This is a genomic window from Amycolatopsis sp. CA-211722, assembly GCF_056828465.1.
The window spans coordinates 1363941-1388255 of sequence record NZ_CP184752.1 but is presented as its reverse complement, the minus strand read 5'-3'; the positions used below and the strand labels follow the sequence as shown (position 1 = coordinate 1388255).

Sequence of the window (24315 nt, the reverse complement as noted above, 5' to 3'; positions counted from 1 at the left end):
TCGCGTGTCCGGTATGTGGGATCGAACGACTCGCTCCCGCCGGTGCCCGGCGCACGGGTAGCTTCTCGCCTCATGGCGACAGTGCACGAGCGATTCCCGGTTCCCCCTGAGGTGTTGTGGCAGGCCCTCCCGAACGGGGTCGACGCGGTGAAGGGCCAGGTCCCCTATTACGACGCCGCGGCCGGGTATGTCACCTTCTCGACGAAGCTCGGCTTCTTCAGCTACGGGCAGACGGTCACCGTGAAGGTGGAGCGGACGACGGAGGGCTCCGGGCTGGCGATCCAGACGAGCTTGAAGTTCGGCTTCGTCGACTGGGGCGAGGGCAAGCGCATCGCCCGCAAGTTCATCGCGGCCGTCGGCTCGGCGGTCGGGCACACCCCGGCTGCCTGATGCCCGAACCCTGGAGACCCAGATGGGGTTTCCTGCTCCTGTACTTCCTCGGGCTCGGCGGGCACTGGATCTTCCGCGACTGGGACGACACCGCCACCATCGGCGCGATCGTCGGTTTCGTGGGCGCGCTCGTGCTCGTGTTCGTTCCCGGCTTGCCGTCCTGGATGCACGGAGATCTCCCGGGGGAGAGGTCGTCGCCGAGGATCCGCCAGTGGTGGGCGGCGCTGCGGTTCACCATCCAGCGCCGTGAAGGTGCCCTCGACGTCGTGTTGGGCCCTTGGACGCTGGCCACCGCCGCGCTGGATCCGGACGCCGGGACCACGCGCGGGTGGGTGGTGCTCGAGGGCGCCCCGGCGAAGTTCGTCATCGAGGACTGCCCTGACGAACTCGCCGAGTCCTTGCGCGGTCCGCGCCGGATGTGGGTCGTCGGCGACGCCCGTTACGGCGACGTCCCGGTGTGCGCCGACGGCGGCCGTGTGTTCACGACCGCCGCCGTCCGCTTCCGTTAGCGCCAGCCCCCGGGGTCGACGCCGCCCGGGATGGGCGCGGCCGGGTCGAACGGGGTCCGAGAGAAGATGAACGTCGCGAGGTCGAGGTGGTTCGGCTTGCCCGCCGAATCCCGTCCGACCCGCAGCATTTCGCCCGCGTAGTAGGCGTCGAGCCCGACCCAGGTGTCCTCACCCACCGGCGCGAAGCGCGACGCGCGGCCTGGGCCGTCGGTCGGCGCGAGGGAGAACAAGCCACCAGGAAGCAGCCGCAGGTGGTACGGCGTCGGCCCCCAGTGCCACAGCCCGGTCAGCTCCAGCAGCTTCGGATCCACTGTGGACGGTTGCCATTCCGCGGGCATGGCGGGCTCGTGCTGTTCGGTCAGCTTCATCAGGTCGAGGCAGAGCTGCGTGATGCCGACACCCGCCGTCGAGTTCGTCAGCACCAGCGCGCCGATACCGGCGTTCGCGTCGACCAGCGAGCAGGCGAGGAACCCCGGCATCGATCCGGTGTGCCCGGCCAGCCGCCTGCCTTCGGTGCGGACCAGCATGACACCGAGGCCGAACCCGGTGGTCCAGGCGTCGCCGTCGTCCACGGTGACCATTTCGCGCATCTCCGCGACGGTCTGCTCGCTCAGCACGCCGCCGGTGTGGCCGCCGAGGAACGACGTCCAGCGGGCGAGGTCGGTGATCGTCGACCACAGCTGCCCGGCCGGCGCCATCGCGCCCGCGTCCGGCGACGGCTCCGGCATGAGGAGATCGGCGAAGGGGTGCACCGCGAACCCGTTCGCGTGCGCGCCTTCGGGATGCGGCGAGGTGCGGGTCATCCCGAGCGGGCCGAGGATTTCGGCGCGGACGACGTCGAGCCAAGACTGCCCGCGGTGCCGGGCGACCAGCTCGCCGAGCACGCCGTAACCGACGTTGCTGTAGTGGAACCGGCTGCCCGGCCGCAGCCGCGTCGCGCCGTCCTTGAGGCTCTCTACCAGCGCGTCCCAGTCGACGCCCACGGTGCGCTCCCACCAGGAACCGGGCGATTCCGCCGTCAGGCCCGAGGTGTGCGACAGCAGCTGCGCGATGGTGGCCGAGCCGAACGCGGTGCCCGGCAGGTGCTGCTCCAGCGGGTCGTTGAGGTCGAGCTTGCCCTCGTCGCGCAACCGCATGACGGCCGTCGCGACGAGTGTCTTGGTGATCGAGCCGAGCCGGTACTGCGTGTCGGCGCCGGGTGTCTCGCCGTTGACCCGCCCGCGCCCTCCTGACCAGGCGAGTTCCCCGTCGCGGACGACGGCGGCGACGATGGACGGGGCGCGGCACGAGGATTGCTCGTGCGCGAGGCGGCGAAGCAGCGCCAATTCGGTCGAGGCAAGCATGGGTCGCATTCTGCCTACCCGAGCAGGCCCAGTCGCATAGCGGTGGTCACAGCGGCCGTACGGTCCGAAACGTCCAGTTTGCCGAACACGCGCAGCAGATGGGTCTTGACCGTCGCCTCGCTGATGTGGAGTGTCCGGCCGATCTCGGCGTTGGTGCTTCCCCTCGCCACCAGCCGGAGCACTTCGATCTCGCGCGCCGACAACGGTGACGTCGTCGGGTTGCGCACGCGGTTCACCAGCTTCCCGGCCACCGAAGGCGCCAAGACCGTCTCGCCGCGCGACGCGGCACGGATCGCACCGGCCAGCTCCGCGCGCGAAGCGTCCTTCAGCAGGTACCCGGAGGCGCCGGCTTCGACCGCGCGCAGGATGTCCGCGTCCGTCTCGTAGGTGGTGAGCACGACGACCCGCTGTTCCGGCCGGTCGGCGAGGATCTTCCGCGTCGCGCCGACGCCGTCGAGACCGGGCATCCGCAGATCCATCAGGATCACGTCCGGCTGCTTGACCCGGCTCAGCGCGACCGCCTCGTCGCCGGAACCCGCTTCCCCGACGACGCTCAGGTCCGGCTCGGCCTCCAGCATGCCGCGCAGGCCTTCCCGCACCACGGGGTGATCGTCGACCAGCATGATCGTGATCACGCGGGTACCTCCAGTTCCAGCCTCGTCCCCGCACCGGGTTCGCTCTTCAGTGTCACGATGCCACCGACCTGATCGGTGCGCGCCCGCATCCCCGCCAGGCCGAAGCCCTCGGTGGGCGCCCCGGGGTCGAATCCGGCGCCGTCGTCGGTCACGGCGAGCCGGACCCGTCCATCCATAGTGGACAGCCGGAGCGCGGCCGAGGTGGCGCGGGAATGCTTGCGGATGTTGCTCAAGGCCTCCTGCGCTCCTCGCAACAGGACGACCTCGGTGGCCATCGGTAGCGCGGGCAGCGGGCCGTCGACGTCGATCGACGCCTCGATCCCGGTCTCCTCGGCCAGCCGTTCCACCTGACGGCGCAAGGCTTCCTCCAGTGAAGTGGCGGCGAGCGCCGACGGCCCCTGAGCCGCGACCATCGCCCGCGCCTCCGCCAGGTTCTCCCGCGCCGTCCGGGCCGCGAGCTCCAGATGACGGCGGGCCGCCTTCGGATCGGTGTCCATTTCGGACTCGATAGCCTGGGTGAGCGTGACGATGCTGGTGAAACCCTGCGCCAGCGTGTCGTGGATCTCGCGGGCCATGCGTTCGCGTTCGGCGGCCGTCCCCGCCTCCCGCGAAAGCCGGGAAACCTCGGCCTGGCTGGCTTTCAGCTGGTCGATCAGCGCCGCCCTGCTCTTGCTCTGCTCGATGATCTGGGTGGTGTAGCGGCCGGCGAGGAGGCTGAAGATGATCAGGATCGCCGTCATCGGCAGCAGGACCGGCTGCTCGTCGAGCCCGCCCCGGACGAGCAGCGACGCCGGGCTCGACAGCACCGCCGCCGTGGTGAGGATCGACGCCGCCTTCGTCGGCATCGTCATGTACAGCACAGGGCAGACCAGGAAGAGGATGAAGCTGGAGTTGCCCGAGGCGAAGACGGCGCCCAGCGTGAAGAGCATCAGCGTCCCGGCGAACAGCCACGGCGTGTGCTCGTACTCGGGGCCCTTGACGAGGCGGCGTCCTTGGACCAGGTAGGTCGCGCCGAGTCCGGCCAGGCACAGGAGCGCGACCGCTTTGGCGGTCGTCGTCCCGTCATCGAGAACCACCAAGGCCGTCGTCGCGACGAAGGTGACTCCGAACAGGACCTCCCAGAGCCAGTAGAACCGCTCCCAGGCGTTCACCTGCCTTCGTTCGACCAGCGGAACGTCAGCTTCGCCAGCAGCAGCCCCGCGGCGCACCACGCCGTCAGCACCAGCGCCACCATCGGAAGTTCCCATGTCCCCGCCATCTCCTGACTCGCGGCCTCGGCCGGCAGGAACACCGAGCGGAAGCCCTGGCAGATCCACTTCACCGGGAAGAACGAAGCGATGTCGACCATAACCTTCGGCAGCGTGGTGATCGGCGTGACGAACACCCCGGAGATGAACTGCAGCGCGATGTAGATCAGGTTCGTCACCGCGACCGCGCCGCTGACCGTCTTGGTGACCGAGCCGAGCGCGATGCCCAGCAGCGTGCAACCGGTGATGCCGAGGAGGAAGACCCACAGCGCGGTCAGCAGTTTCGCCGGGTCGGTCGGCAGTTCCAGGTCGAACAGCAGGCTGCCCACGATCGACATCAGCGCCACCTGCGCGACGCTGGTGAAGCCCACCAGGATGATCTTGCCGGCGAAGTAGGCCGCCGCGGGCATCGGTGTGCCACGCAGCCGTTTCAGCGCGCCGAGCTCGCGGTCGGACGCGAGGTTGATCCCGATGCTGGTGAAGGACGTCGAGACGATGCCGGAGCCGATCATGCCCGCGGCCAGCACCTGGCCGGTGGTGATCGCCATCCCGGGCATCGAGGAGTTCAGCATCGAGCCGAGCAGGATCATCAGCAGCGAGGGGAAGGCGAAGGTGAAGATCACCTGCTCGCGGATGCGGAAGAACTGTTTGATCTCCGCGGCGCCGCGGACGAGACCGAGCGAGAGGGTGCCCGGGAGGGCCGGCGCGCTCATCGGGCTTCTCCGATCAGGTCGAGGTAGGTGTCTTCGAGGGTGGGGCGGTGGACGGTCAGCTCGATGGGCTCGTGACCGTCGGCGGAGAGTTCGCGGATCAGCTTGGCCGGGAAATGGGTGCGCTCCTGGTGGCCACCGCGCGCGTCGGTCCAGCGGACGGTGGCCTCCGCGGTCGCCCGGCCGCCGAGCGTCTGCGGCGTCCCTTCGGCGACGATCGCGCCGCGGGTGATGACCGCGACCCGGTCGGCCAGCGCCTCGGCCTCGTCCAGATAGTGCGTGGTGAGCAGGATCGTGGTGCCTTCGCGGGCGAGACTCCTGATCAGCTCCCAGAACCGGCGCCGGGCCGCCGGATCGAATCCGGTCGTGGGCTCGTCGAGGAACACCAGCTCGGGCCGTCCGATGATCCCGAGCGCGACGTCCACACGACGTCGTTGGCCTCCGGACAGGCTTTTGACGCGGGCACCCGCCTTATCGGTCAGGCCCACCTTCTCGATCACTTCTCCGACGTCGCGGGGGTCTGGGTAGTAGCGGGCGAAGTGCCGGACGGTTTCGGCGACGGTGAGCTCGGCCGCGTCGTTGGCCGTCTGCAACACGATCCCGAGCCGCGCCCGCCAAGCCCGGTCCGCGGTGCCGGGATCCTCGCCGAGGACGTCGACCTCGCCTTGGGTTCTCTCGCGATGGCCCTCCAGGATCTCGACCGTGGTCGTCTTGCCCGCCCCGTTGGGGCCGAGCAGCGCGAACACCTCGCCCGGCTCGATGTCGAGGTCGATCCCCCCGACGGCCGTGTGGCCCGGGTACTCCTTACGCAGGCCACGCACTCTCACCGCTGTCTTCATACCTCGATCGTGCTTCAGCGGGCCGCTGTCCCGGGACGACCGCTGGACTGAACCCGGCTGTCAACCGATCGATGGACACCGGTGGCACCGCCCTCGCCGCGTTTAGTCCTCTAGATGCGGTAGTTGCGTGTGCAAGGACCGCATCTAGAGGACTAAACGCGTGGAGTCAGGAGCGTCCGAACCGAGGTTTCGAGGGAGGGAAGGAGCGCGGCCGGATCGGCGGCGGTGAGCATTCGGTTCGCGAAGCCGTCCGACAGGGCGAGGACGGCATCGGCCAGGTCGCTCGCCGCGAGGTCGTTCCGGACGTGGCCCTCCGACTGCGCTTTCGAGAGGTACTGCGTCGTGATCTCCGCGAGCTCGTCGTAACCGGTGCGGATGAACTCGGCCCAGGACGGCCGGACGGCGGCGCGGGCGGTGAAGGCGTTGATGACGATCACCTCCGCGCGGCGTTGCTCGTCGAGCGGCATCGCCTCGAAAAGCAGGCGCAGCAGCAGGTCCAGCAGGTCGCCGGACTGGTCGAGGGTGTTCCAGCGCTGCTCCAGGAACTCGCTGGTCATGTCGAGGGCGAACCGGAACAGGTCTTCCTTGGTGGAGAAGTACTTCTGCACCGCGCCTGCGGACACCCCGGCTTCGACGGCGACCGAGCGCACGCTGACGGCCTCGACGCCTTCGCGCGCGACGATGCGCAGGAGGGCGCCGGCGATCTCCCTGCGGCGTTCGGCGTGGTCCACGATCTTCGGCACGGATGCATCCTCCTCTCTGTGCACCGGATGGGCCGGGCGGGTCGTGAGTGGCGTTTCGGGTTCGTGGGCGGGCTCGTGGTGGGGTGAAGGCTCCCTTCGCCGCGTCCGATGCGACGAAGGGCCCCTTCGCCCCTGGGCTCACGTGACAGAGCCCGTTCGTCACCGTGGCGGGTGGCGCGAAGACGTGATTCGTGTGATCAGAACCGTGACTCGCGTGCTTGGGTGCCGCACTCGGGTGTTCGGCTCCAAGCACGCGAGACCCTCCTGGACCGACTCCGTCTCGGCGCCCGCCTTGCAGGGCCACCCTCTTTTAGAATACAGTCGTATCCGAAAAGGGGGTACTGGGGTGGACGAAGTAGCGCAGAAACGAAGGGCGGAGGAGAACCAGCTCGCCGCCGCGCTGACCAAGGGGCCGGCGGAGGTACTCGATTTCCTCCTGCCGTTGTGGGTGGGGAGCCAGCTCGGCGCGTCGGCCGCCGAGGTCGGGGCGCTGACCGCGCTGGAGACGCTGGTGTCATTCGTGGTCCGGCCGATCGCGGGTTCCCTCGCGGACCGGTTCGACCGTGGCCGGATCGCGGCCATCGGCGCGGTCCTCTATGGACTGTCCTTTGTGGTCTACGCGGTGGCTCCGGGGATCGGGGTCGCCTATCTGGCCGCGGTTCTCGGCGGCGCCGGCGGTGCGCTGTTCTGGGTCGCGTTGCGAGCCCGCGTGGGGGAGGGGCTCGCCGGGGACGACGGAGCGTTCAGCAAGTTGTTCGCGGCCGAGGGTGGCGGGACGTGGATCGCGTTCGTGGTCGCGCTGACCGCCATCGCCTGGATCGACTACCGGGGCGTGTTCTGGCTCGGCGCGGCGGCCTGCGCGGTGGCCGCGGTCGTCCTGCTGAACGCGAAATCCACGCCCGTGCGCGAAGAAGGCGCGCCACGGCTGCTGCAACTGGGCAAGAGGATGCGCCCGATGCTCGCGCTCGTCGCGCTGACCGCGATGGCCGAGGCCGGCGTCGCCCTGTTGCTCCTGATGCACCTGCAACGCGGGCATCAGCTTCAGCTCGGCGAGATCGCCGCCGTCTTCATTCCCGGCTTCATCGTGTACAGCCTGCTGCCGGACTACCTGCACGGCTTCGTCCGCAAAGTCGGCCGGACGCGGGTGCTCGCACTGGCGATGGTGGCGAGCGCGATCTTCGCGGCCGGGTTGTCCTTCGCGCCGAGTCCGCCGGTGCTCGCGGTGATGTGGGTGCTGTCCGCGGCGGCGTTCGCGGCCGCCATCCCGGTGGAGCAGGCGGTGGTCGCCGAGGCGGCCGGGCTCAGTCTCGGCCGCGCGATGGGGATCTACGAGAGCGCGACGCTACTCGGAGCGACGATCGGGACCTTCGTGGCGGGTCAGCTCTACGGTTCGGACGCCGGTTGGCGTGTCGCGTGCTTCGGCGCGGCGGCGCTCCTGCTCTTCGGATCCTTTGTGGTTCGTGGCGCCGTACGGCGTGTCGGGGTTGCGGAGTTTCCCGTGGAACCACGAAAAACGGTGTCACAAAAGGAAAGGCCGGTACCCCGCACGATCGAGGACGGTCCACAAGCGGCCGAATCGGTGACGGAGGAACCGAACAAGCGCGCGAACCCGCTCCGGAACTGGATCGTCCATGTCGCGGTCTACGTCGTCGCGCAGGCGGCGCTGGCGTTCGCCGGTCACAGCTGGCCCGCCGAAGCGTTGTTCGGGGGCCCGCACCCTGGCGACTGGTACTGGAACTCCAGTGGTCACTGGCTGTTGAACATCGGCCGAATCTGGACCTTCGTCCTCGTGATCGACACCGTATGGAGCCTCGGCCGCGCGCTCTTCACCAAGCGCCGTTATTGACAAGTTGTCTAACATGACACTATGTCTCACAAGTGGGTGACGGCCAGCGACGGTGTCCGCCTTTCGGTCCGGGTGACCGGCGTCGACGACGCGCCCACGGTGGTGCTCGTCCACGGTTACCCGGACAACGGCTCGATGTGGGACGGCATCGCCGCTCTGCTGGAACGCCGCTACCGGGTCGTCGTCTACGACGTCCGTGGCGCGGGCCGCTCGGACAAGCCATCGGGACGCGCGTCCTACAAATTGGACCAGCTGTCCGATGACCTGGCCGCCGTCGTCGACGAGGTCCAGCCCGAGGGCAAGGTCCACCTGCTCGCGCACGATTGGGGCTCCATCCAGACCTGGCATTCGGTCACCGGGGACAGGCTGCGCGGTCGGCTCGCGTCGTTCACGTCGATCTCCGGGCCGAGTCTCGACCACGCTGGCGCGTGGTTCCGCGCGCAGGTGCGTCCGAGCCCGAAAAGGCTCAAGAACGCGCTCGTCCAGTGGGCGCATTCGACCTACATCCTCGGCTTCCAGATCCCCCTGATCCCGCAGGTGCTCTGGCGCACCGGCGCGATGGGCGCGCTGATCGGCCGGATGGACCCGGCGGCCGGAGCGCCGTCCACTTCGGACGGCCTGTACGGCCTCAACCTGTATCGCGCCAACATGTTCACGCGCCTCTCCCGGCCGAGGCCGCGGCCCGCCGAGATCCCGGTGCAGGTGCTCGCGCCCACCGGCGACAAGTTCGTCACCACGCCGTTGCAGACCGAGATCGAGCGCTGGGCGCCGGACCTCCGGATCCGCCGGATCGTCGGCACGCACTGGGTGGTCCGCGAGAAACCGCGGGTGATCGCCGACGCGACCGCCGAGCTGATCGATCACGTCGAAGGCGGCGAGGAGAGTCGCGCGCTCAAACAGGCCAGGACGAAAGGCTTCGCGCACAAGCTCGTCGTGATCACCGGCGCCGGCAGCGGGATCGGCCGCGCGACGGCGCTCGCGTTCGCGGACAAGGGTGCGGACGTCGTCATCACCGACATCAACGGCTCCGCCGCCGCCGACACCGCGAAACTGCTGCGGGACAAGGGCGCGACCGTCGGCGAGTACACAGTGGACTCTGCCGACGCCGAGGCGGTCGAGAAGTTCGCCCAGCAGGTCAAGGAGGAGTTCGGCGTCCCGGACATCGTCGTCAACAACGCCGGGATCGGCCTGTCCGGTCCGTTCCTCGACACGACGGTCAAGGATTGGGAACGCCTCATCGACGTGAACCTGTGGGGTGTCATCCATGGTTGCCGCGTCTTCGCCGAGCAGATGCGCGAGCGAGCGGAAGGCGGCCAGATCGTCAACGTCGCTTCGGCCGCCGCTTATCTGCCGTCGAAGATCCTTTCCGCCTACGCCACCACGAAATCCGCCGTGCTGACGTTGAGCGTCTGCCTGCGGGCCGAGCTCGCCGCCGAGAACATCGGCGTGACCGCGATCTGCCCCGGCATCGTGAACACGAACATCACCAGCACCACCCGTTTCGTCGGCGTCGACGAGATCGAGCAGAAACGGCGCCAGAAGTCGAGCAGCAAGCTGTACGCGAAACGCGGTTTCGGCCCGGAAAAGGTCGCGCGCGACATCCTTCGCGCGGTCGAGAAGGACAAGGCGATCCAGCCGTCGACACCGGAGGCCAAGGCCGCGCTGGTCCTCTCCCGGCTCACCCCGGGACTGCTGCGGGCCGCGGCGAAACTGGACGTCACCCCGTGACCGGACGTCCACGCCGGATGTCGCCGGAGGCGCGCCGCGAGGACCTGATCCGCGCCGCGCTGGACCTGTTCGGCTCGCGCGCGCCCGAACTCGTCACGGTCGACGACATCATCGCCCGCGCCGAGGTTTCGCGGCCGCTGTTCTACCGGTACTTCAAGAGCCTGCGGGAACTGCAGGTCGAGGCGCTGAAAACGGTCACCGAAGGCCTGATCGACGGCCTGGCCGGCCTGGAGGAAGGCCCGCCCGAAACCAGGCTGAGGGCCGCCGTCCGCGGGCTGATCGACGTCGCCGATCACTACCGGGCGGGTTATGTCGCGCTGTTGCGCAGCGGCTCGGTGATCGCGACGTCGGAAACGGACGCGGCGATCGACGAGGTCCGCAACCGCGCCGTCGAGCTCATCCTCGGCGCGCTGGGAGTGTCGCAGCCCTCGCCTATGCTCCTGCTGACGTTGCGGTGCTGGACCGCGGTGGTCGAGGGCTCGCTGCTGAGCTGGCTGCAGGAGCGTGCCGTGCCGCGCGAGGTGCTCGACGGGTGGCTGGTCGATCAGCTCACGGCCATGCTTTCGGCGACCGCGGCGCATGATTCTTCGGTCCCGCAGATGCTATGAACGGTCCGTTCCTTGCAAATTTCGCAAGGAACGGACCGTTCATAGCGCGCGTCAGGACTGCTTCGCGACCAGGTCCCAGCCTTCGACGTCCTCCGGCTTGCGCGGCTCCGGCCCGACGTACTTGGCCGACGGCCGCACGAGGCGCCCGGTCTTCTTCTGCTCCAGGATGTGCGCGGCCCAGCCGGCGGTGCGCGCCGAGCTGAACATCGCGGGCATCATGTGCGGCGGCACCTGGGCGAAGTCCAGGATCACGGCCGCCCAGAACTCGACGTTGGTCTCGATCGGGTGGTCCGGACGCCGCTCGCGCAGCTCCTTCAGCGCCACCTGCTCCAGCTCCGCGGCAGCCTCGTAGCGCGACGCGCCGAGCTCCTGGCAGGTGCGGCGCAGCACGCGCGCCCGCGGGTCCTCCGCGCGGTACACGCGGTGCCCGAAGCCCATCATCCGTTCCTTGCGGTCCAGGATGCCCTTGACCAGGCCGACGGCGTCACCGGTCTTCTCGACCTCTTCGATCATCGGCAGCACCCGCGCCGGCGCGCCGCCGTGCAGCGGGCCGGACATGGCGCCGATCGCGCCGGAGAGCGCCGCGGCGACGTCGGCGCCGGTCGAGGCGATCACCCGGGCGGTGAAGGTCGAGGCGTTGAGGCCGTGTTCGGCGGCCGAGACCCAGTAGGCGTCGATGGCCTTGACGTGGGCCGGGTCCGGCTCGCCGCGCCAGCGGACCATGAACCGTTCGGTGATCGACTTCGCCTCGTCGACCCTGGTCTGCGGGACGGCGGGCTGCCCGATGCCGCGCGCCGACTGGGCGACGTACGAAAGCGCCATCACCGAGGCGCGGGCCAGCTGGTCACGCGCTTCGTCGTCGGTGATGTCCAGCAGCGGCCGGTAGCCCCAGATGGGGGCGAGCATGGCCAGCGCGGCCTGGACGTCGACCCGGACGTCACCGGTGTGCACCGGCAGCGGGAACGGCTCGGCGGGCGGTAGCCCGTGGCCGAAGCGGCTGTCGACGAGAAGACCCCAGACGTCACCGAAGGTCACCTTGCCGGCGAGATCCTCGATGTCGACACCCCGATAGCGCAGCGCGCCACCGTCACGGTCGGGCTCGGCGATTTCGGTCTTGAAGGCGACCACACCTTCGAGACCCGGTCGGAAACCGTCGTCGACCTGGTCGGACGGCTTGGTGCTGATCGTGGAGGTACTCACTGTGGTGAAACCTTTCGATGCGCATTCCCCGGCTTTGTGTTTCATGCGTGGACGGGATGCACGCAGCGAAGGCGCGCCTCATCGCACGGATGGACAAACTTTGCTCCACGTCGCCGCCTGGGGCAATCGAAAGATGTGGTGCTTTCGGTCACGATTACGAGAACGATTCAGTGGAATCGGCCTTCGTACGCGAAGAGTTACGGTGACGTTCACTTTGCGTGTACCGGACGCCGAGGTAAATCCTGTGTTTCGAGATCGGGCGGCCGGCGGTTTCCGGTGATAGACCTTTCCCATGCACCTGAGCCCCCAGGAGCGGGACAAACTGCTCATCCACGTCGCGGCGGATGTGGCTCGCAAACGCCTGGAACGCGGGGTCGCGCTGAACTACCCAGAGGCGGTCGCGCTGATCACCGACCACGTCCTCGAAGGTGCCCGTGACGGCCGGACGGTGAGCGAACTCGTGGCGAGCGGCCGCGCGGTGCTCTCCCGGGCGCAAGTGCTGGACGGAGTACCGGAAATGGTCGATTCCGTGCAGGTCGAGGCCACTTTCCCGGACGGCACGAAGCTCGTCACCGTGCACGACCCGATCGTCTAGGGAGGGCCGCGAGTGCGACCAGGGGAGATCATCACCGGCGACACGCCGGTCGAGCTGAACCCGGGCAGGCCGCGGGTCCGGCTGCTCGTGCGCAACCTCGGCGACCGGCCCGTCCAGGTCGGGTCGCACTACCATTTCGCGGCGGTGAATCCGGGGCTCGAATTCGATCGCGAAGCCGCGCGGGGACATCGTCTCGACGTGCCCGCGGGGACTTCGGTGCGGTTCGAGCCGGGCGTCGAACGCGAAGTCGATCTCGTCCCGCTGGCCGGGAACCGTGTGGTGCCCGGATTGCGGACGGAGTCCTGATGCCGTCGATCGATCGCGAGCGGTACGCCGAACTGTTCGGCCCGACGACCGGCGACCGGATCCGCCTCGCGGACACCGATCTGACGATCGAGGTCACCGAAGACCGCAGTATGGGTCCGTCCGGCAGCGGCGACGAAGTGTTGTTCGGCGGCGGCAAGGTCATCCGCGAATCCATGGGTCAGGGAATGGCGACCAGGGCCGAAGGCGCGCCGGATCTGATCATCACCGGCGTCGTGATCCTGGACCACTGGGGGATCGTCAAGGCCGACGTCGGCGTCCGCGACGGCCGGATCGTCGGCATCGGCAAGGCGGGCAACCCGGACACGATGGACGGGGTGGACCCGGCGCTGGTCGTCGGCCCGTCCACGGAGGTGCTGGCCGGCAACGGGAAGATCCTCACCGCGGGCGGGATCGACTGCCACGTCCACTTCATCTGCCCGCAGCTGACCGAGACCGCGCTGGCGTCCGGGCTCACCACCCTCGTCGGCGGCGGGACCGGCCCGGCCGAAGGCAGCAAGGCCACCACGGTCACCCCCGGCGCGTGGAACCTCGGCCGGATGCTGCAGGCGATGGACGGCCAGCCGGTCAACGTCCTGTTGCTCGGCAAGGGGAACACCGTCCGGCACGAGGCGCTGCGCGAACAGCTCGCCGCCGGCGCAGGTGGGTTCAAACTCCACGAAGACTGGGGCAGCACGCCCGCCGCGATCGACGCCTGCCTGACCGTGGCCGGCGAATCCGGTGTCCAGGTGGCGATCCACACCGACACGCTGAACGAAGCCGGGTTCCTGGAGTCCACTGTGGACGCCATCCGGGGCCGCTCGATCAACGCGTACCACACCGAAGGCGCGGGCGGCGGGCACGCGCCGGACATCATCCAGGTCGCCGGGCTGCCCAACATTCTGCCGTCGTCGACGAATCCGACCCGCCCGCACACCGCGAACACCCTCGACGAGCACCTCGACATGCTCGTCGTCTGCCATCACCTGAACCCGTCGGTGCCCGAGGATCTGGCGTTCGCCGAAAGCCGGATCCGGCCGACGACCATCGCGGCCGAGGACGTCCTGCACGATCTCGGCGCGATCTCCATGATGAGCTCCGATTCGCAGGCGATGGGCCGCATCGGCGAGGTGATCATCAGGACCTGGCAGACCGCGCACGTCATGAAACGACGGCGCGGCGCCCTGCCCGGCGACGGCGCCGCCGACAACCTGCGGGCTCGTCGCTATGTCGCCAAATACACGATCAACCCCGCGATCGCGCACGGAATGGAGCGCGAGATCGGCTCGGTGGAGGTCGGGAAACTCGCCGATCTCGTGCTGTGGGAGCCGAAGTTCTTCGGCGTGCGGCCGCATGTGGTGCTCAAGGGCGGATTCCCGGCGTGGGCGGCGATGGGCGACGCGAACGCGTCCATCCCGACGCCGCAACCCGTGCTCGCCCGGCCGATGTTCGGCGCCGCGCCGGTGGTCGCCGCCGCGAGCGGCTTCCATTTCGTGGCACCGGAAGCGCTGGAGAACGGGGTGGCGGAGCGGTTCGGCATCGCGCGGAAGCTCGTGCCGATCTCGAACACGCGCTCACGGGGCAAGGCCGACATGGTGCTCAACGACGCGTTGCCGGAGATCCGGGTCGATCCGGACAGCTTCGCGGTACACGTCGACGGTGAGCTGATCGAGCCGCGGCCAGTGACCGAACTGCCCATGGCGCAACGGTATTTCCTCTTCTGATGGATCTCTCCGCGCTCATCCTCGCCGACTCCCGGTTTCCCGGGGGCGGGCACGTCCATTCCGGCGGTCTCGAAGAGGCCGTCACCCGGAAGCTGATCACGCACGAGCGCGATCTGCCCGGATTCCTCTCCGGGCGGTTGCGGACGGCCGGTGCACTGGCCGCGGTGTTCGCCGCCGCCGCGGCCCATGCCGCCGCGCGGAACGTCCGAAGTGGACACTGGCGACGGCTCGACCTCGAACTCGACGCCAGGACGCCGTCGCTCGCCCAGCGGGAGGCGTCTCGCGCACAGGGCCGTGGAACCGCCCGGGCTGGGAAGGCGGCCTGGCCCTCGCCGGTGCTTTCGCGGCTACTGAAGGAAACGCCGCGTCCGCATCACCCGGTGGTGGCCGGCGCGCTGATCGGGGTGCCCTTCGACGCGGCGATGGCGGTGGCGTACCTCGCGATCAGTGGCCCGGCGAGCGCGGCCGTGCGGCTGCTCGGTCTCGATCCGTTCGCGGTGAACGCCGTCGTGGCCCGTCTCGCGAAAGAAGTCAGGGATGTTTCGCTGCGCGCGGCCGAGGTCGCGGGCGACGATCCGGCCGATCTCCCGGCGCCGGGTTCTCCGGCGCTCGATCTGTTCGCCGAGGCACACGCCCGGCATCACCAGGAAGAGGTGCGTCTCTTTGCCAGCTGAGCATGGTCACGGTCATGGGCACGTCCACCCGGTCAACTTCGACCCGACCGCCGCGGAACCCGACCACTACGAGCAGGCGCCGACCGCCGGGCGCGCGTACCGGATCGGGATCGGCGGGCCGGTGGGGAGCGGGAAGACCGCGCTCACCGCGGCGCTGTGCCGGGCGCTCGGCGACGAGGTGGACCTCGCCGTCGTCACGAACGACATCTACACCACCGAAGACGCCGACTTCCTGCGTAAGGCAGGGGTGCTCGACCCGGAGCGGATCGAGGCCGTGCAGACCGGCGCGTGCCCGCATACGGCGATCCGCGACGACATCACCGCGAACCTCGACGCCGTCGAACGGCTGGAGGAGCGCTTTCCGGGGCTGGACCTGGTGATCATCGAAAGCGGCGGGGACAACCTCACCGCGGTGTTCAGCCGGGGGCTCGCCGACAGCCAGGTGTTCGTGGTCGACGTCGCCGGTGGCGACAAGGTGCCGCGCAAGGGCGGCCCGGGCGTCACGACGGCGGATCTGCTGGTGATCAACAAGATCGACATAGCGCATCTGGTCGGCGCGGACATGGACGTGATGACGTCCGACGCGCACCGGATGCGGGGTGAGCTGCCGGTGATCACGCAGTCTCTTGTGGACACTCCGAATGCGCCGGCGGTCGCGGACTGGGTCCGCTCGCTGCTCCCGGTCCGCGCGGGGTGAAGGCGCACGCGCGGTTGACCGCCTGTTTCGCGGGCGGCCGGACCGTACTGCGTGAGCTGCGTTCGATGGCGCCGCTCACGCTGCTGCCCAAACGGGGCGCCGGTGTGACGGCGGTGGTGCATCTGGTCAATTCGGCGACGTCACCCCTGGGCGGTGACGAGCTGAAGCTGACCATCCGCGTCGGCGCCGGGGCTTCGGTTCGGCTTTCCGGGGTCGCGGCGACGATCGCGCTCCCGGGGCCGCACGGTGAGGGCAGTTCGTCCCTTGTGGACGTCGTCGTGGAGGACGGCGGGTCGCTGGAGTATCTGCCGGAGCCGACGGTGGTGACCGCTCGAGCTCGGCACGCCGCGGAATTCCGGGCCTCGCTGGCTCCGGACGCGTTCCTGCATACGCGCGAGGTGCTGGTGCTCGGGCGGGCCGGTGAGCGGCCGGGGTCTTTGGAGACCACGCAGCAGGTGACGCGAGGTGACGTTCCGGTGCTGCGGCAGACGCTGGCGATCGGGGACTCCACTTTGGACTCCAGCCTCGCGCACCTCGCCGGACGGCGGGTGCTGGCGACCGATCTCGTCGTCGGTGGTCCTTCGGTCCCCGCGGCTTCCGGTGAGTGGTGGTCGCGTACGCCCTTGGCCGCCGGTGGGACGCTCACGACTTCGCTGGCTCCGGACGCCGTGACCGCCCTGCGGGTGTTCGAGGCGGTCCAGCCCTGGGGTGCGACCGGACGACACGCGTGATCGGACGGACGACACGGGACAGAAATCCGGCCTCGGTCGTGTCGTCCCTTCAATCACACGTGTCGTCCGCCTGAGCACGCGTGTCGTCCGTTCAATCACAGGTGACGTCCATTCAGTCACGCGTGCCGGCCCGGGCGCTAGCGTCGCTAGAAAACCTAGCGGTACTAAAGGTCCCTTGCTCCCCTCTGGAAGTGACTGGTGGGGCTCGTGTGGCGGCGAAGAGTGTCGCGAAAGCCACTTTCAGGACGTCAGACGTCCTGAAAGTGGCTTTCGCGACATGTCCGGTGCCGGCGGCGTGGCCACCAGCCTCCGACTCCCCGTCAGAACTTGGTGCCCAGCCAGGTCATCGCGACCGGACCGCCCGCCGCGACGCCGCCGATGTGTTCCAGCAGCGGGAATTCCTGCCAGGTGACGTCGGCGCCGAGGGCGCGGTAACGGTCGAGCAGGCCTTTGCCGACCGAAAGCGGGATCAGTTCGTCCAGCGACGCGTGGTACAGGAAGACCGGCGCGCCGGGTTTGGTCTTGCCTGCCAGGTTCTCGCCGAGCCGGGCCTGCCAGCGCGGGTCCGACGAAACGTTCGGCACGGTCGTGAAGTCGTTGAGCCGCGCGAAAGGCGCCGCCGCGCCGAGTTCGACGGTGCACGCTTCCTTGACCTTCGCGACGGCCCTCTCGCCCTTCGCGTTGAGCACCTCGGTGAACGGCAGTTCCGGATACGCGGTCGCGTAGCCGACGGCGGCGCCGAGCACCAGGCCGAACGCCGGACCGCCGTCGTTGAACTTCAGGACCGCGTTCAGATCCGCCGGGACCCCGCCTTCCGCGACGCCGACCAGGTTGACGTCCGGCGCGTAGGACGGCTGCAGTTCACCGGCGAAGGCCGCGGCCTGACCTCCTTGCGAGTAACCGAAAACACCGACCGGCCCGGTCTTGGACAGGCCCGCTTCGGGGACACGGGAGGCGGCACGGGCGGCATCGAGGACCGCCCGGCCTTCGGACTGGCCGACGGCGTAGGTGTGCGTGCCCGGGGTGCCGAGGCCCTCGTAGTCGGTCACGACGACCGCCCAGCCGCGCGAAAGCGCTTGGCTCATCAGGAGGACTTCGTTCTCGGACCCGTTCGTCAGCCGGGTCGACGGCGCGCAGCGGTCGCCGAGGCCGTGGGTGCCGACGGCGTAGCTGACCAGCGGGCGGGCGCCCTTCGTCCACGGTGTGTGCGGGACCAGCAGGATGCCCGACACCGTGTTCGGCTGCCCTGTCGCCGACGTGGAGCGGTAGTGGAGTTTCCAGGCCTTCGCCGGGGCGGTGGCGACGACCGGTTTGTAGTCGACCAGGTCCCCGGGCGCGCTCGGCGCGGCTTGCGCGGCCGGCGCGCCGATCAGGGTGGCTGCCAGAGCTGAGACCAGAACTGTCCGAAGCACCGTTGCCTCCAGTTTGGTAATCGAGATTTTCGCAATGTAGGCGCTGTTGCTAGCATCTGGCAATCCCTGTTACCGAATCGGGGGAGGACGAGTGGCCCGCACCTACGGCGGGGTCGCGCCCGAGCGACGACGCGCCGAGCGGCGTGAACGGCTGCTCATGGCGGCCCTGGACCTGTTCACCTCGACGGGCTACCGGCAGGCGAAGATCACCGAGTTGTGCACCCGCGCGGGCGTCTCGACGCGGAATTTCTACGAGGAGTTCGAGAGCAAGGAGAAGGTGCTGCTCACCCTGCACGAGCGCATCAACGCGCTCGCGCTGGAGCACGTCACCGGCACCCTGGAAGGGCTGGAGGACGCCGACGCGGTCACGCGGATAGGGACGCTGCTGGACGTCTTCGTCGGCACGGTGACTTCGGATCCCCGGATGCCGCGGCTGAACTACGTCGAGGCCGTCGGCGTCAGCGCCGCTTTGGAGGCGCAGCACCAGGAATGGGTCGACCGGTGGGCCGCGTTCATCGAAACCGAGGCCCGGCACGCCGCCGCGCACGGGGTCGCGCCGGATCGCGACTACCGCCTGACGGCGATCGCGCTCGTCGGCGCGGCGACCGGGCTGCTGCGCGAGTGGCAGGCGCACACCCCGCCGCTGCCGGTCGCCGGCGTCGCCGCCGAACTCCGTGCCCTGATGCTGGCCGCGATCACCCGGCCCGCCTGAACGTCAGTTCTGGGCGCCTTCCTTGTCCGGGTCGAGGTCGATCCGGTCCCGCCGTTCGCCCTCGGGCTGGCCCGGCTTTTCCTTGGCCCAATCGCCGAGCGTGCCGATCGCCGTCTGGAGCCGTTCGTTCTGCTCGGCGTCGGTCTGCGCGTACTTCTGGGCGGCTTCCTTGATGCGGTCGCCCGCCGCCAGGTAGCGCGCGGTCGTCTTCTGGAAGAAGGACTCGACGTCGTTCCGTAGCTGCTTCAGGGCGGTGTCGGCTTCGGTGGGGACGACCCCGCGACCGACGAGCTGGCCGTCGGCGTACGAGGTTTTCGCGAGTTCCCCGAGCAGGCCCGAGTAGATCTCGGCCGCTCCGTAGCAGGCCTCGGCGAGCTGCAGCACGACCGTGACGTCCACGGCGTAGCGCTGGGTTCCGTCCGAGCCTTGGCTTGCTCCGCCTTTCGCCGGGGGTTGCGTCATGTCGTAGAGCTCGAGATCGATGCGGTCGACCCCGGCGATCTCGGTCTCGATGGCCTTGATGGCGTCGTGGTAGTCCTTCTCGGCCTTGTCCAGATCGCTGTGGAGTTCGCGGACGCCGGTGTCCACATGGGTGAAGAACGCGTCCAGCCGCGGGAACCGCAGGTCCGAGTTGAACGGCCGCGCGGTGATGTTCATCGCGAACTCGAGCAGGATCAGCGCGTTGCCGACGCCGGCCGGAGCCGTTTGGCCCAAGGCGCCGATGACGGTTTTGGCGTACTCCCACTTGTCGCTGAGGGCGCTCAGTACCAGCTTCTCCTTGGGGGGTTCCGTCGGAGCGGGGGCGGCTTCGTTGAGCGCGGTGGTGGCCTCCGCGATGAGGTTCAGGATGTTGTTCCTGGCGGCGTGGATGATCGTGGCCCGGCACGAGTAGCTGTTGCCGAGCCACTTCACGAGGATGTCCTGATGGGTGAGGGTGGGCAGCACCGTCGCGAGGAAACCGTCCTGGAGGCTGTTCGCCGCGAGCCCCATCCAGCCGGTCATCCAAGCCCGGGTGCCCGCCTGGCCGTTGGTGCCCGCGAGCAGCGCGACCAGGTCGTCCAAGTCGTGGTCGCCCACCGCGTCGCCGACCCGCATCTTCTTCTCGACGGACGAGAAGGCGCGGTAGGCCTCTTCGAGTGACGACAGTTCCGGCCCGCCCGCGAAATCCGGGATGCCGGCCGCCAGCTGTTCCCGTTTCCGCCACGCCCAATCCGCGACCTGGGTGAACACGTCGAGCGCCCGGCACTCGACGTACTTCACGTCTCGCTGGTTCCAGCCGTCGCAGGCCTCCGCCTGCGGCCGGTTCGCCGCGGTGCCGTCATTGACCGCCCACTCGACGATCGGGCAGACCGTCAGATGGCCCCACGATTCGGTCGGGGGCTGCCATCGAGCGGGCTCCGGCGCTCCGGGGAACTGGCTCGAACCACCCCGCAGCAGCTGGCCGGCGTCGTGCAGCCAGCGCTTCTCCAGCGTCTGCCAATAGCCGTTCAACGCAGCCGTGAGCGTCGCCGAATACTCGCTTCCGCTCATGTACTCGCCGGTCATCGCACCCACCCCGTTTCGCATTCCCGCGGCCGGACGGGCGGGAATGCGATCGAGGATAACAGGATGGTGTGACGTTCAGGGATGAATTGTCACTTCTTGTCCGCGATCGGGTTACGACGCGGCCGACGCCCGCCGGAAGGTGTTGTGCAGCACCGCCAGCAGTGCGTCTCGCACCGAGAGGCGCTGCCGCGCGTCGAAGGTGATCAGCGGAACGTCCTCGCCGACGGCGAGGGCCCAGCGCACGTCTTCGAGGTCGTGCTTGAGCGAGCCGTCGAAGACGTTCACCCCGACCACGAACGGCAACCCGGCCTTCTCGAAGTAGTCGACGGCCGGATAGCAGTCGTCGAGCCGCCGGGTGTCGACGATGACGAGCGCGCCCAGCGCGCCCAGCACCAGGTCGTGCCACATGAACCCGAACCGGTCCTGTCCCGGTGTGCCGAAGAGGTACAGCTTCACCTCTTCGTCGATGGTGATGCAGCCGAAGTCCAGCGCCACCGTGGTGGTGGTCTTCGACGGCACCTCCCCGCCGGAGCCGTCGACGGCCGCGCCCGCCGAGGTCATGGCGGCCTCGGTGGTCAGCGGTTTGATCTCGGAGATCGCGCCGACGGTGGTCGTCTTGCCGACCCCGAACCCGCCGGCGATGACGATCTTGACCGGGGTCGGCGGTTTGGCCGGCACCGGTTCAGCGAATTGCTTCGAGTCCACGAATGACCCTTTCGATCATGCCGAGGTCCTGGGTGAAGGCGCCGGCCGGGCGACGGAGCACGACGTAGCCGAGCGCGGCGAGATCCGCCACGAGCACTCTGGCCACGCCGATGTGCAGGCCGAGCATCGCCGCCACTTCGGCGACGGATTTCGTTTCCCGGCAAAGGGAAACGATCTCCCGGCGTTCGAACGTCAGCCGCGCGTGCGACGCCGCGCCGAGCCTGCTCGTGAGCACTTGAGCCTCGATTTCGAGCGTGCCGTCCACCGGCTGCGCGCGGCCGGCGGTGAGCAGATACGGGCGTAGCGGCGAGATGCCCTGTTCGGCGCCCCGCGGCTGAGGTACCTGGTCGTCGCTCATTCCCTCGTCCCCTCGTCAGTTCAGCTGCCGACGCTCTTCTTGAGTTCCTCGATCAGCGCGGGGGTGAGCACCTCGGTCGCGCGGTTGGCGAACATCGCCATCTCGTAGGCGATGGTGCCGAGGCTGGCCTGCTTGGTGGCGAGCACGCCGAGCGAACAGCCGATGCTGATCGTGCAGACCAGCAGGTAACCCTGCTCCAGCTCGATGATGATCTTGTCGGGCGAACCGAGCGGGTGGCTCTCGGAGACGCCGTGCGCGAGGCCGAGCATCGCCGAGCAGATCGCGGCCAGCCGGTCGGCGTTGGCCCGCTCCAGCTCGGACGACATCGCGATCAGCAGGCCGTCGGCCGAGACGGCGATCGCCCCCATCGCGCTCGCCGTGTTCTGTGCGAAGCGCGTCACCAACCAGTTGAAGTTCCGGGCTTCGACGCTGACTCCGGTCGTCATCTCTTGCTCTTCTCTCTCTGTTTCATCTCCGGGTTGACGGCTTTCTCCAACCCGTCACTGAAGGCGTCGAACGCGGCACGCTCGGCCTCGGGGTCACGCATGCCCTTGGGCTTGGTGGTGTTCAGCGCCGCCCGCGCGGTCTGGTGCCGCGCGGCCGGACCTTTCGCGAGCCCCGGCGCCAGCTGCGCGCCGGGAACCCTTCTCGTCAGACCGCCTCGGGAGGCGGCGGGCACCGGTGTCGGGGTCGGCATCGGCGCCGGGGCGGCGGCCGGTGGCGGTGCTGGTGGTGCCGGTGGTGCGGTGGCCTTCGCCAGTCCGGCTTCGAAGCCGTCGAAGGCCGCCTTGGCCGCTTCTGGATCATGCCTGGACTTCTGCCGCGAAGGCGCTTCGGGGGCGCCGGGAAGCTGCGCACCCTTGACCCGGCGCCGCAGCCCGCCGCGGGTCTCGCCGGGATCGGCGGCGGTGAGCGTCGGCGCGGGCGCCTGGTACACGGGCTCGGGAACCGGTACCGGAGCCGGTTCCGCGATCTCCCCGTCGGTCTTGCGGAACCACCGGAAGTCCCCGGTCCGCTGACCGCCGCGCGGGATCATCCCGGCGATCGCCAGCGTCGGCGGCTCGTGCGCGGCAGGCTCCGGCCGCGACGGCGATTCGGGTTCGTCGCTCGGTTCCGCCGTCGGCCACACCGGCGGCGCCGGGACGGATTTCGGCGTGGGCGGCCGGTACGTCAGCAGGTTCGGTGGGACGGTGAGCCGCGCGGTGATCCCCGCTCCCGGCTCGGTCTCGGTCAGCTCGACCTTGAGCCCGTGCCGCCGCGCGAGCCGCCCGACCACGAACAGCCCGAGCACACTGGTCGGCGCCAGTTCGAGCCGCTCGCGTTCGACCAGCCGCCGGTTCTCCTCGGCGAGCCGTTCGGCGGTCATGCCGATGCCCTGGTCCACGATGACGATCAGGCAGGAGCCGTCGGGCAGGATCTTCGTGCCGACGTCCACAAAGGACTCCGGCGGGGAGAACGACGTCGCGTTCTCCAGCAGCTCCGCGAAGATCAGCACCAGATCGGAGCCGAACGGGGACGACAGCAGGACGTCGCCCATCGAACCGAGCCGCACTCGCTGGTAGTCCTCGATCTCCGCGAGCGCCGAACGCAGCGCGGTCGACAGCTCGATCGGACCGGAAATCCTTGCCTCGTCCCGGTTTCCCGATACGACGAGGAGATTGTCCGCGTTCCGGCGCAGCCGGGTGGAGAGATGGTCGAGCCGGTAGAGGCTGGCCAGCAGGGCGACGTCCTGCTCGTTGCGCTCCAGCTCGTCGACCAGCGCCAGCTGCCTGCCCACCAGGTTCTGCGTGCGCTTCGCGACGTTGGCGAACATGAGGCCGACGTTGCGCCGCGTGACGGCCTGCCGTTCCACCAGTTCGGCCGCGGTGGCCTGCACCCGGTTGAACGCCTCGGCCAGCTTGCCGAGTTCGTCCTGCGAGGACACGTCGATGGTGGCCAGCCGCGGCGCGAGCTCTTCGGCCTGCTCGGTGTCGGTGACGCGGACCAGTTCGGTGCTCGCGAGGTCCGCGACCGAGGTCGCCGCCGTGGTCAGCTTCCGCAGCGGATCCGCGATCGACCGGCTGACCGCCATCGCGAGACCACCGACCAGCAGGAACAGCACACCGGCGCCGACACCGATCGTCCACGCCAGGTTCTGCGCGGCGTCGGCTCGCGCGGTCGCGGCGTCGGTGATGCCGGTGGTGACCGCGTCCTGGGCGAGACGCCGCTGGTTCGACTGGGCGTCGACGGCGCCGAGGATGTCCGGCAGCAGGCTCTGCACGGCCTGCGGGCCCCGGGTCTGGTCGAGCCTGGCTTCCAGCGCGTCGACCCGGCGGCCCGTTTCGCCCTGCTCGACCGCGACGACCTGCGTGGCCTGGGTGACGTCGGCCTGCTGCACGAACCGTTCGAGGAACAGCGACGACTGCTGTTTCGCGTCGGCCAGCACCGGAGCGCCCGAGGCGGGGGTGACCAGCACGATGATCAACGCCATCCCGCGCAACGAGTTCTCCTCGTTCGCGCGCAGCAGCGCGTCGAGCGCGGTCAGCTGCTGGGTGCCCGCCGCGTCACTGGTCTGCTGCGGGACCAGGCGGAGCGAGTTGATGACCGCGTCGATCACCGCGTGATAGGTCCGCGCCACGCTGTCGAGCGAGGCGCCGCGCCGGAGCGCGTTCTCCCGGATCTCGTTCAGCGATCCGATGCGCACCAGCGCCGCCGCGAGTTCTTCCGGCGCGTCGGCGCTCAGCCCCGATCGCACCTGGTTCACCGTTTCCGCGACCACGCCCTGTTGTTTCAGCATCGCCGAACTGCTCGCCGACGAAGACGCGATGTAGTGCGCCGTCAGCAGCCGTTCCCGCTGCAGTTCCCAGGCCAGCGTGCCGAGCGCGCGGGCCTGCGACGCGACGTCGGCGGTGGTGCGCGCGGACCGGGCGTCGTCGATCTCCCCGGCGACGTAAGGCACCGACACCAGGACCACGGCGGTCAGCGGCAGCATCAGGAGCAGGTTGAGCTTGCCCCGGATGCCGAGCCTGCCCAGCAATCCGGACCGCGACCCGCGTTCCGGCCGGGTCTTCCCGTGCCTCAT

The 24315-nt window shown here is 69.3% G+C and carries 25 protein-coding genes; 12 read left to right on the top strand and 13 right to left on the bottom strand.

Features of this window, described 5'->3' with window-relative positions:
* Nucleotides 1–72 precede the first annotated feature (72 nt).
* Nucleotides 73–390, top strand: a complete 318-nt coding sequence (locus tag ACOCEP_RS06845) for a hypothetical protein (RefSeq protein ID WP_482336376.1) — start codon at nucleotides 73–75, stop codon at nucleotides 388–390.
* On the top strand, nucleotides 390–899 hold the full coding sequence (locus tag ACOCEP_RS06840) for a hypothetical protein (RefSeq protein ID WP_482336375.1): 510 nt from the start codon (nucleotides 390–392) through the stop codon (nucleotides 897–899). Before ACOCEP_RS06845 ends, ACOCEP_RS06840 begins: the two co-directional genes overlap by 1 nt.
* On the opposite strand, the gene ACOCEP_RS06835 is transcribed toward ACOCEP_RS06840, so the two are convergent.
* The 6 genes from ACOCEP_RS06835 to ACOCEP_RS06810 all read right to left on the bottom strand — a co-directional run bounded on the left by ACOCEP_RS06835 (nucleotide 896) and on the right by ACOCEP_RS06810 (nucleotide 6416).
* Nucleotides 896–2242 carry a serine hydrolase domain-containing protein gene (locus ACOCEP_RS06835; RefSeq protein WP_482336374.1) on the bottom strand — a complete coding sequence of 449 codons (1347 nt, stop codon included), beginning with the start codon at nucleotides 2240–2242 and terminating at the stop codon, nucleotides 896–898. The genes ACOCEP_RS06840 and ACOCEP_RS06835 overlap by 4 nt on opposite strands.
* Before the next feature lie 14 nt (nucleotides 2243–2256).
* A complete protein-coding gene (locus ACOCEP_RS06830) occupies nucleotides 2257–2877 on the bottom strand; it encodes a response regulator (protein ID WP_482336373.1) in 621 nt (206 codons plus the stop codon).
* Entirely contained in the window at nucleotides 2874–4028 is a 1155-nt protein-coding gene (locus ACOCEP_RS06825; RefSeq protein ID WP_482336371.1) for a sensor histidine kinase, read from the bottom strand. Before ACOCEP_RS06825 ends, ACOCEP_RS06830 begins: the two co-directional genes overlap by 4 nt.
* Complete coding sequence (locus ACOCEP_RS06820; protein ID WP_482336370.1) at nucleotides 4025–4837, bottom strand: ABC transporter permease; 813 nt, start codon at nucleotides 4835–4837, stop codon at nucleotides 4025–4027. The genes ACOCEP_RS06825 and ACOCEP_RS06820 overlap by 4 nt, the downstream gene beginning before the upstream one ends.
* Nucleotides 4834–5673 (bottom strand): ABC transporter ATP-binding protein, encoded by an 840-nt coding sequence (locus tag ACOCEP_RS06815; protein ID WP_482336369.1) that lies wholly within the window; start codon nucleotides 5671–5673, stop codon nucleotides 4834–4836. The genes ACOCEP_RS06820 and ACOCEP_RS06815 overlap by 4 nt, the downstream gene beginning before the upstream one ends.
* 152 nt (nucleotides 5674–5825) lie before the next feature.
* Entirely contained in the window at nucleotides 5826–6416 is a 591-nt protein-coding gene (locus ACOCEP_RS06810; protein ID WP_482336368.1) for a TetR/AcrR family transcriptional regulator, read from the bottom strand.
* Between the two features lie 346 nt (nucleotides 6417–6762).
* Here ACOCEP_RS06810 and ACOCEP_RS06805 point away from each other — a divergent pair, with 346 nt between their 5' ends.
* From ACOCEP_RS06805 to ACOCEP_RS06795, 3 genes are read left to right on the top strand one after another with little or no spacing between them, the layout of a single operon-like run.
* On the top strand, nucleotides 6763–8262 hold the full coding sequence (locus ACOCEP_RS06805; RefSeq protein ID WP_482336366.1) for an MFS transporter: 1500 nt from the start codon (nucleotides 6763–6765) through the stop codon (nucleotides 8260–8262).
* Nucleotides 8263–8298: 36 nt separating this feature from the next.
* On the top strand, nucleotides 8299–9990 hold the full coding sequence (locus ACOCEP_RS06800) for an SDR family oxidoreductase (protein ID WP_482339626.1): 1692 nt from the start codon (nucleotides 8299–8301) through the stop codon (nucleotides 9988–9990).
* Nucleotides 9991–10007: 17 nt separating this feature from the next.
* Nucleotides 10008–10598: a TetR/AcrR family transcriptional regulator gene (locus ACOCEP_RS06795; protein ID WP_482339624.1), complete on the top strand. Its 591-nt coding sequence runs from the start codon at nucleotides 10008–10010 to the stop codon at nucleotides 10596–10598.
* Nucleotides 10599–10649: 51 nt separating this feature from the next.
* Here the strand turns inward: ACOCEP_RS06795 and ACOCEP_RS06790 are convergent, their stop codons facing one another.
* Nucleotides 10650–11798 (bottom strand): citrate synthase 2, encoded by a 1149-nt coding sequence (locus ACOCEP_RS06790; protein ID WP_039923558.1) that lies wholly within the window; start codon nucleotides 11796–11798, stop codon nucleotides 10650–10652.
* A 292-nt stretch (nucleotides 11799–12090) separates the two neighbouring features.
* Here ACOCEP_RS06790 and ACOCEP_RS06785 point away from each other — a divergent pair, with 292 nt between their 5' ends.
* From ACOCEP_RS06785 to ACOCEP_RS06760, 6 genes are read left to right on the top strand one after another with little or no spacing between them, the layout of a single operon-like run.
* Complete coding sequence (locus ACOCEP_RS06785; protein ID WP_482336365.1) at nucleotides 12091–12393, top strand: urease subunit gamma; 303 nt, start codon at nucleotides 12091–12093, stop codon at nucleotides 12391–12393.
* 12 nt (nucleotides 12394–12405) lie between these two features.
* Entirely contained in the window at nucleotides 12406–12699 is a 294-nt protein-coding gene (locus ACOCEP_RS06780; protein ID WP_482336364.1) for an urease subunit beta, read from the top strand.
* Nucleotides 12699–14420 (top strand): urease subunit alpha, encoded by a 1722-nt coding sequence (locus ACOCEP_RS06775; protein WP_482336362.1) that lies wholly within the window; start codon nucleotides 12699–12701, stop codon nucleotides 14418–14420. The genes ACOCEP_RS06780 and ACOCEP_RS06775 overlap by 1 nt, the downstream gene beginning before the upstream one ends.
* Nucleotides 14420–15094, top strand: coding sequence for an urease accessory protein UreF (locus ACOCEP_RS06770; protein WP_482336360.1), 675 nt, complete (start codon nucleotides 14420–14422; stop codon nucleotides 15092–15094). The genes ACOCEP_RS06775 and ACOCEP_RS06770 overlap by 1 nt, the downstream gene beginning before the upstream one ends.
* Entirely contained in the window at nucleotides 15084–15791 is a 708-nt protein-coding gene (ureG, locus tag ACOCEP_RS06765) for an urease accessory protein UreG (protein ID WP_482336359.1), read from the top strand. Before ACOCEP_RS06770 ends, ureG begins: the two co-directional genes overlap by 11 nt.
* Complete coding sequence (locus tag ACOCEP_RS06760; RefSeq protein WP_482336358.1) at nucleotides 15788–16522, top strand: urease accessory protein UreD; 735 nt, start codon at nucleotides 15788–15790, stop codon at nucleotides 16520–16522. The genes ureG and ACOCEP_RS06760 overlap by 4 nt, the downstream gene beginning before the upstream one ends.
* Before the next feature lie 320 nt (nucleotides 16523–16842).
* Here the strand turns inward: ACOCEP_RS06760 and ACOCEP_RS06755 are convergent, their stop codons facing one another.
* Complete coding sequence (locus ACOCEP_RS06755) at nucleotides 16843–17934, bottom strand: lipase family protein (protein ID WP_482336356.1); 1092 nt, start codon at nucleotides 17932–17934, stop codon at nucleotides 16843–16845.
* Nucleotides 17935–18025: 91 nt separating this feature from the next.
* Between ACOCEP_RS06755 and ACOCEP_RS06750 the strand changes: the two genes are divergently transcribed.
* Nucleotides 18026–18646 carry a TetR/AcrR family transcriptional regulator gene (locus ACOCEP_RS06750; protein WP_482336354.1) on the top strand — a complete coding sequence of 207 codons (621 nt, stop codon included), beginning with the start codon at nucleotides 18026–18028 and terminating at the stop codon, nucleotides 18644–18646.
* Between the two features lie 3 nt (nucleotides 18647–18649).
* Here the strand turns inward: ACOCEP_RS06750 and ACOCEP_RS06745 are convergent, their stop codons facing one another.
* The 5 genes from ACOCEP_RS06745 to ACOCEP_RS06725 all read right to left on the bottom strand — a co-directional run bounded on the left by ACOCEP_RS06745 (nucleotide 18650) and on the right by ACOCEP_RS06725 (nucleotide 24315).
* Complete coding sequence (locus ACOCEP_RS06745; protein ID WP_482336352.1) at nucleotides 18650–20191, bottom strand: hypothetical protein; 1542 nt, start codon at nucleotides 20189–20191, stop codon at nucleotides 18650–18652.
* A gap of 111 nt (nucleotides 20192–20302) precedes the next feature.
* Entirely contained in the window at nucleotides 20303–20896 is a 594-nt protein-coding gene (locus ACOCEP_RS06740) for a GTP-binding protein (RefSeq protein WP_378442769.1), read from the bottom strand.
* Nucleotides 20874–21254, bottom strand: coding sequence for a DUF742 domain-containing protein (locus ACOCEP_RS06735; RefSeq protein ID WP_034308529.1), 381 nt, complete (start codon nucleotides 21252–21254; stop codon nucleotides 20874–20876). Before ACOCEP_RS06735 ends, ACOCEP_RS06740 begins: the two co-directional genes overlap by 23 nt.
* A gap of 20 nt (nucleotides 21255–21274) precedes the next feature.
* Nucleotides 21275–21700, bottom strand: coding sequence for a roadblock/LC7 domain-containing protein (locus ACOCEP_RS06730; protein WP_005156032.1), 426 nt, complete (start codon nucleotides 21698–21700; stop codon nucleotides 21275–21277).
* The gene (locus tag ACOCEP_RS06725; RefSeq protein ID WP_482339622.1) at nucleotides 21697–24315 is read right to left on the bottom strand and encodes a sensor histidine kinase; all 2619 of its coding nucleotides are present in this window, start codon (nucleotides 24313–24315) and stop codon (nucleotides 21697–21699) included. Before ACOCEP_RS06725 ends, ACOCEP_RS06730 begins: the two co-directional genes overlap by 4 nt.